The sequence below is a fragment of the Micromonospora sp. M51 genome (assembly GCF_018070305.1).
GTDB classification, from domain to species: domain Bacteria; phylum Actinomycetota; class Actinomycetes; order Mycobacteriales; family Micromonosporaceae; genus Micromonospora; species Micromonospora parva.
This window is the reverse complement of the sequence record NZ_JAGPXZ010000452.1, coordinates 1-5,033: the sequence shown is the minus strand read 5'-3', so window position 1 is coordinate 5,033 and position 5,033 is coordinate 1. Positions and strand designations below refer to the sequence as shown.

Here is a 5,033-nt window from a genome sequence, read left to right as displayed (position 1 = left end):
CGGCACGTGTCGGTTCGACGGCGGCCGGGGACGGGAAGCGGGCCGGGTCCCGGTTGGCCGCCCCGATCATGATCAGCTCGTTGTCGTCGGTGGCGACCGGCTCGCCGTGCAACACGGTGTCGGCCGGCGCGGCGCGGGCCAGGAAGTGCACCGGGCTCGCCAACCGCAACACCTCGTCGACGCAGCCCTGCGCCAGTGTGGCGTCGCTGGGCAGCGCCGCGACCGTCTCCGGCTGCGCCAGCAGCAACGGCAGCCCGTTGCTGAACATGTAGACGGTGGTGACGAAGCTGGCGTTGAACAGCACGATAAGGTTGCTGATCAACTCGTCCTCGGTCAGCTCCACCTCCCCGGAGTCGAGCGCCTCGACCAACCCACTGAGCAGGTCGTCCCCGGGCGCCCGGCGGCGGTGTGCCAGCAGCTCCCGGTAGAAGGCCCGCAACTCCCGCGCGGCGGTGTTGGCCGCGGCCAGCCGCTGCGGAGTCTTGCCCGCCACGTCCAGGAACTCGTCGATCCACTCCACCCGCTCGCGGTACCACGGCAACTCGGCGGCCGGGATGCCGATGAACTCGGCCATCACCAGGGCCGGGATCGGGTACGCGAAGTCGGCCACGAAGTCGACGACGCCCGGGCCGGCGTCCGCCATCCGGTCCAGCAGCTCGTCGACCACCCGCAGGATCACCGGTTCCAGCGCGCCGAGCCGGCGCGGCGTGAAGGTGCGGGAGAAGACGTGCCGCATCCGGGTGTGATCGGGCGGGTTGACGAACATCATCGAGGTCTGGAAGGTGCGCAGGATCTCCTGTTCCTCCCAGCCCGGCGGCGGCTGTTTCGTCCACTGCGGATCGCGCAGCAACTCGTCGACGAGGTCGTAGCCGACGGCCACCGCGGCCACCGTGCGGTGCTCGGCGCGCGGCGGCACCGCGCTGATTGGGCCGAGCCGGTGCAGCTGCGCGTACCACGGGTACGGGTCCTGTCTGCCCTGTTCGCTGTACAGGCCGGTCAGTATCTCCGCCACGTCCACGGCCAACTCCTCCCCAGGATGTCGATGGCCGGGGCGGCGGGGATCACCCGCCGCCCCCGGCCGGTGTCACAGGTCGAGCAGCCGCAGCGGCACCGCGTTGGCCAGTGCCTGGTTGCCGGCGTCGTTCGGATGGATGTGGTCCCCCGAGTCGTACGCGGCCAGCAACTGGCTGGGCCGGGCCGGGTCACGCAGCACCCGGTCGAAGTCGAGCAGCCCGTCGAACTCCCGGCTGCCGCGCAGGTACGCGTTCACCGCCTGCCGGGTGGCCTCCTTCTGCGGCGTCCACACGCCCGGCGCGCCGTGCCCCTCGTACGGCGTCAGCGTGGCCACCAGGCTGGTCAGCCCGCGCTGCTGGAGTTGCTGGTTGATCTGACGCAGGGTGGCGATGATCGCCTCGGGTGTGTCGTTCGACATCCAGATGTCGTTGATGCCCAGGTGGGTGACGACGGTCCGCACCCCGGTCTGGCCGAAGACGTCCTCGTTGAGCCGGGCCGCCGCGTTCGGGCCGAGCTGGTAGTAGCCGGGGTACTCACCGTCACCCGGCTCGGTGCCCTCGTGGTTGAGCCGGTTGCCGGCCAGGCTCAGGTTGAGCACGCCCGGGGTGCGCTTGTCCGGCCGGTCCGCCAGCAGCCGGTCGGCGAGCAGGTCGGGCCAGCGCCGGTTGGCGTTGACGGTGCTGCCGTTGCCGTCACCGATGGAGTCGCTGAGCACGACGAGCGCGCCGGGGCTGCCCTTGCGTTGCACGTCGACGCCGGAGAGGAAGAACCAGCAGCAGGTGGGACGGGTGGTGAACCCGGTGCCCTCGGCCGCCCCGGTCAGGTCGCCGGCGCCGATGAAGTTGGCCTGCTGGGACTGCCCGTGGAAGGTGGTCGGGCCGGTCGGCGTCGGGAAGTGCACGGTGAGCACCAGGTCGCTGTCGTCGGCGACCGGGAAGGGCAACGGGTCGCTGAGCAGTTCCGCGCCGCGGTTCATGGTCGCCGTGGTGGCGCCGGTGAAGGTCAGCGGGCGCACCGACGCCGCGTCGATGTCGGAGAGGTCGTCGGGGGTCGTGGTGTTGGGCCGGGCGACGGTGGCACGGCCGACCTGGACCGCCTGCTCGCCGTAGAGGTTGCTCAACCGGACCCGCAGCGCCGGGCCGCCCACCGACACGTGCACGATCATCCGGACGCTCTGGTTGTTGAGGCCGGTGTTGGTCAAACCGACCGAGTTGCCCCGGGTGACAGCGGTGGCCCAACTGCCCGCCCACTCGGCGCGGTCGGATCGGCTGGCGGTGGTGCCGGACGGGCCGGCGCTGGCGACGACGGCGGGTGCGCCGGCGACCAACAGCGCGGCCGCGGCGGCGATGACAGGCCATCTCTTCGGGGTTGCCGTTGCCATGGAACCTCCATCGTGTGGCAGCCCAGGGCCGTCCGCTGACGGCGCCCGCCTGGACGATGGTCCAGAAACCTAGCCGCCGCCGTTGACGGGCGTCAATCAACCTGATCGACGCGATCAAATGTCCGGCGGGCCGCCCGGATCGCCCACTCGGCACAGTTCCGACCAGTCGTTTCCGGCCTAGGCTTCCAGGCGGCGGCGGTGCGGTCGCCCAAGCGCGCCACCGTCGCGTCGTCACCGGGAGCTGCCCGGGGACCGCCGCTTTTCTCGGATGGGGGCTGCCGGATGACTGACGGACCCGAGCACACCACGACGTACGTGCACACTGTGTTGGACCTCTTCGCCGGATTCGGCGATCGGGAGGCGCTGGTCGGCGCCGATCGGCGACTCACCTACACCGAAGCCGCCGCCCGGGTCCGGGCGATGGCCGCGACGTTGACCCGGCACGGCGTACGGCCCGGGTCGGCGGTGCTGGTGACCGTCGCGAACGCGGTGGAGGGTCCGCTGCTCCAACTCGCCCTGCACCTGCTCGGCTGCCGGACGATGTGGGTCGCCCCGGTGACCGCGCGCCGGGAGGTCGACGAGTTCATCAGGTTGGCCCGCCCCGACGCCCTGGTCTACGACGCCCGGGACCGGGCCAGCCTGGGCCCGGAACTGGCCGCCGCGCTGCCCGGCACGCCGGTGTGCTGCCTGGGCGCGGGCGGCGCCGGACCCGACCTCACCGCCGACGCCGACGCGACGGAGCTGCCGGCGTCAGTGCCGGCACCCGAGTCGTTCCTGCAGACCAGTGGCACCACCGGAAGTCCCAAGCTCGTGCACCACCGGGAGAGCTTCTACGCCCAGATCCTCACCCTGGCCGCCGACTTCCGCGCCGCCGGGTTCCCGCTGCTGCGGCACCTGTCGCACTCGCCGATGTGGCTGGCCAGCGGCCAGATCACCACCCTGTTCAACCTGTTCACCGGCGGGGTGCTGTTCCTGCGTGACGACTGGGACCCGGTGGCCTTCGTGGACACCGTGCAGCGGGAGCGGATCAACTCGACCTTCGTCACCCCGCCGATGCTCTACGAGGTGCTGGACCACCCGGCGCTGGTCGGCGCGGACTTCTCCGCCATGTTCATGTTCAACGTGGGCGCCGGGCCCGCCGCGCCCGCCCGGCTGCGCCAGGCCATCGCGCGCTTCGGCCCGGTGCTGCGCATCGTGTACGGCCTCAGCGAGGCGGTCGTGATCACCGCGCTGCCCGGGCTGACCGACGACCCGGACCACCCGGAGCGGCTGCGCTCCTGCGGGCGGCCCTACGGCGACGTGCGCATCGAGATCCGCGACGACGACGGGGTGGTGCTGCCGACGGGCCGCGACGGCGAGGTGTGGGTGCGGACCCGACTGAGCTTCGCCGGTTACCACGGCCAGCCGGAGCTGACCGCACAGACGCTCGTCGACGGGTGGGTGCGGACCCGCGACATCGGCCACCTCGACGACGACGGCTACCTCTACCTGGTCGACCGGGCGCACGACATGATCGTCACGCATCGGCGGAACTGGGCGATCTTCTGCCGTCCCATCGAGGATGCGCTGGTCGGGCACCCGCAGGTCCGCGCCGCCGCCGTGATCGGCGTACCGGACGAGACGGTCGGCGAGGTGCCGTACGCGTACGTGGTGCTCGGGCCGGACGCGACGGTCACCGGGGCGGAGCTGATCGACCTGGTGACCACCGAACTCAACAAGATGTGGGCACCGGCCGCCGTGGAGTTCGTCGACCGGTTGCCGGTGAACCGGTCGATGAAGGTGGACAAGCGGGCGTTGCGCGCCCGCCACGCGGCCGGTCGGGCGGCGGCGGTCGGGGCGTGACCCCCCGCCGGCAACTGGTCGTCCTGGTCAGCGCCGACCTGATCTCGAACCTGGGCACCCGCATCTCGGTGGTGACCATCCCGTGGCTGGTGCTGGTCACCACCGGCAGCCCCACCAAGATGGGCCTCGTCGCGTTCGCCGAGACCCTGCCGTACCTGCTGTCCAGCGCGTTGGGCACGCCCTGGGCGGACCGGATCGGCCTGCGTCGTACCTCGATCCTCTGCGACGCGGGCAGCGCGGTGGCGATGGTCGTCGTCGCGTTGACCCCGTGGTTGGGTTTCGTCCCGCTGGTGGCGCTCGTCGCGGTGGCCGGCGCGCTGCGGGGCATCGGGGACCGGGTGAAACACGTGATGTTTCGGCCGGTCGCGGAGGCCGCCGGGGTGCCGCTGATCCGGCTGACCTCCGCCTACGACGGGCTCAGTCGGGTGGTGACCCTCTTCGGTGCCGCGGTGGGCGGTCTGCTGATCGCCGTGTTCGGGGTGACCGAGGCGATCCTCATCGACGCGGCAAGCTTCGGCGTCTGCGCGCTGCTCATCGGTGTCCTGGTCCGCCCACCGGCCGCCCCGACCCCACCGGCCCAGCCGGAGAGCTACCTGAGCGCGCTACGGGGTGGGTTCAGCTACCTGGGTCGGGACCGGCCGCTGCTCGGCATGCTCGCCGTCATCTCGGCGCTGAACATGGTGGCCAACGCCAGCGTGGCCGTCTACATCCCGGTCTGGGTCGCCCGCGAGCTACCCGGGCCGAGCGGTCTCGGCCTGGTGCTGGCGGCGTTCTCGGCGGGCGCGCTGCTGGGCAA

General features: G+C 71.8%; 4 protein-coding genes. 2 read left to right on the top strand and 2 right to left on the bottom strand.

Features of this window, described 5'->3' with window-relative positions; genetic code table 11:
* The coding region (locus KBX53_RS21860) for a cytochrome P450 (RefSeq protein ID WP_210861332.1) at nt 1-1,018 on the bottom strand (1,018 nt) is incomplete at its 3' end.
* Between the two features lie 66 nt (nt 1,019-1,084).
* A complete protein-coding gene (locus tag KBX53_RS21855) occupies nt 1,085-2,362 on the bottom strand; it encodes an SGNH/GDSL hydrolase family protein (protein WP_210861334.1) in 1,278 nt (425 codons plus the stop codon).
* A 315-nt stretch (nt 2,363-2,677) separates the two neighbouring features.
* Here KBX53_RS21855 and KBX53_RS21850 point away from each other — a divergent pair, with 315 nt between their 5' ends.
* Both KBX53_RS21850 and KBX53_RS21845 read left to right on the top strand, forming a co-directional pair.
* Nucleotides 2,678-4,237, top strand: coding sequence for an AMP-binding protein (locus KBX53_RS21850; protein WP_030333025.1), 1,560 nt, complete (start codon nt 2,678-2,680; stop codon nt 4,235-4,237).
* Nucleotides 4,234-5,033, top strand: an 800-nt coding sequence (locus KBX53_RS21845; RefSeq protein WP_210861330.1) for an MFS transporter, incomplete at its 3' end; no start/stop codon positions are given. The genes KBX53_RS21850 and KBX53_RS21845, both read left to right, overlap by 4 nt.

What these genes read in the sequence shown, in the direction of transcription:
- KBX53_RS21850 (WP_030333025.1), top strand. Translation starts at nt 2,678, where the DNA reads ATGACTGACGGACCCGAGCACACCACGACGTACGTGCACACTGTGTTG.